A 2365-nucleotide genomic window follows, 5' to 3' on the forward strand; every position below is an offset into this window, starting at 1 on the left:
ATTATCATGTGATTACTACCAGTAATACGGTAGCTGTCACCAGCAATAGTGCAACTGTTACTGTATACGCTCAGTTGGTGGCAGGAACGATTACGCCTTCATCAGCCAATATAGTTTATGCGAACAGTCCCGGATTGCTCACTGGTTCTACACCCACTGGGGGGAATGGTACGTACACTTACCAATGGCAATATTCAACAGACGGTACTACATGGACGAGTGACGCCGGAGCCACTGCTCAAAACTACACACCTGTCCCTGTAATTGTTACAACCCAGTATCGTAGGGCGGTAACCAGTAACGGTGTAACAGTCTACACAAGTCCGGCTATTTTTACTGTCTACCCGGCTTTACAAATTGGCGGTAATTCTTATCCAGACACTTTAATGGTCAACTTATATGGTGCATTTAGTTATTCACTCTACCCCGCTACCGGTGGGAATGGCATATATAACTATCAATGGCAGCGATCTACTAATGGAACTACCTGGACTGATATTAGCGGAGAAACATCTCTCAATTATACACCAAAGGGATTAACAGCGATTACTTATTTCAGGATGAAGGTTACCAGCCTTACTTTTACCTTGTATACTGTTGCCAGTGTTGCGATTCCTCCTTTAAATGGTGGTTTGATCACCATTAATTCCCCTACCGTTACCAGTGGAGGAAGTGTTACTCTCAGCAGTGTACAGGTAGCAACAGGTGGTGGCTGTAGCAGCTACACTTACCAGTTTCAAAGTTCCCCTGATGAATATACCTGGACAAATCTGGCGTCACAGACTGTTAGCAGCATTACAAAGACGACCTGGTTCCGTAGACTGGCTGTTTGTGGTACAAATACAGTCGCTTCCAATTCCGTAAGAGTAAAAGTTGTAAATACATCCACATTCACACCGGATACAACTACCGGGGCGGCAGCGGGAAGCCAGACACTGATAGCCATGCCGGCTTATCCTGCAGGCCTTGATCCCAATAACATGAACTACGTGAGGACACGGACATTCACGAAACCGGGTATCCCTGATCAGGCTACTGCAGATGCACAGACAGGAGTGAATGACGTAAAACAGGTAACTGTTTATCTTGACGGATTAGGGCGTCCGATACAAACAGTGGCAAAGCAGGCCACCCGTGATCTGGCTGATCTGATCTCTACAAACTTTTACGATCCTTATGGGAGGGAACAACAGCAATACCTTCCTTACACAGACAATAATAGTACTGGTAATTTCAGAACGGACGCGGCGACTAAACAGGCTGCTTTTTATAACACGCAGTATAGCAACCGGGAGAGTTACTACTACAGTAAGACGATCTTCGAATCTTCGCCTTTAAATCGAGTACTGGAAATAACAGCACCGGGAAAAAGCTGGACTGGACAGGGAGTTGGCATTAGCCAATCAGACAGAGCCAATACACAGTATGATTCTGTAGTGATCTGGAATATTGACCTGGATAGTGCAACGGTACCTTTGCAGGCTGGTTATTATATTCCCGGTACTTTATATGTGCATGAAACAACGGACGAACATGATAACAAAACAATTGAGTACAAAGACTTAGAAGGACATACTGTCCTTAAAAAAGTACAATTGTCAGATGCAATAGTTTCAGGTTATAATGGATGGTTATGTACGTATTATGTATACGATGAACTTGACCGGTTACGTTTTGTAATCCCTCCGAAGGCAGTAGAAGCAATCCGTAGTAATTGGATTGTCACTACACCTGTTGCAGCCGAGCTATGCTTCCAATACCGTTATGATCAGCGCAGTAGGATAATTGTAAAGAAACTTCCCGGTGCAGATTCTCTGGAAATGGTGTATGATAAACGAGACAGATTAATCGCCACCTGGGATGGTAATTTGAAATACAGACAATTCTGGCATGTAAATTATTATGATACACAGAACCGGGAGCGGATGAATGGATTATTAAACTCAGCATTGACAAGGGCGCAAATGCAGGCCAACGTAAATGCTTATTCTTTTGATCCAACCAACTCTTTCCCTTTTATCAGTGAAAGTGCTGTCATCCCACTGGTAAATACCTATTATGATGACTATACTTATTCAGGAAGCCAAACTTATTCTACCACTGATATCGCTAAACCACAGGCAAATAGTAATCCATATCCCGAAGCTATTCCTTCTGTAGCCAGTAAGCTCACCCGTGGGATGGTAACCGGTAAAAAGGCACAGGTCGATTATACCGGGCAGTTCTTAATGACTACGTCTTTTTACAACGACAAAGGGCGGGTAGTTCAGACAGTAGCGGATAATACGCCCGGCGGCAAAGACATTACCAACACACTATTTGATTTTAGCGGTAAGCCGGTAAGCTCTTATCTACGACATACTAA

1 protein-coding gene is annotated in these 2365 nt (G+C 43.9%); it reads left to right on the forward strand.

What is annotated here, in order from left to right; translation table 11 throughout:
• Positions 1–2365, forward strand: a 2365-nt coding sequence (locus GO495_RS31835) for a DUF6443 domain-containing protein (protein WP_240915401.1), incomplete at both ends; no start/stop codon positions are given.

Source organism: Chitinophaga oryziterrae, from assembly GCF_009758125.1.
Taxonomy (GTDB): domain Bacteria; phylum Bacteroidota; class Bacteroidia; order Chitinophagales; family Chitinophagaceae; genus Chitinophaga; species Chitinophaga oryziterrae.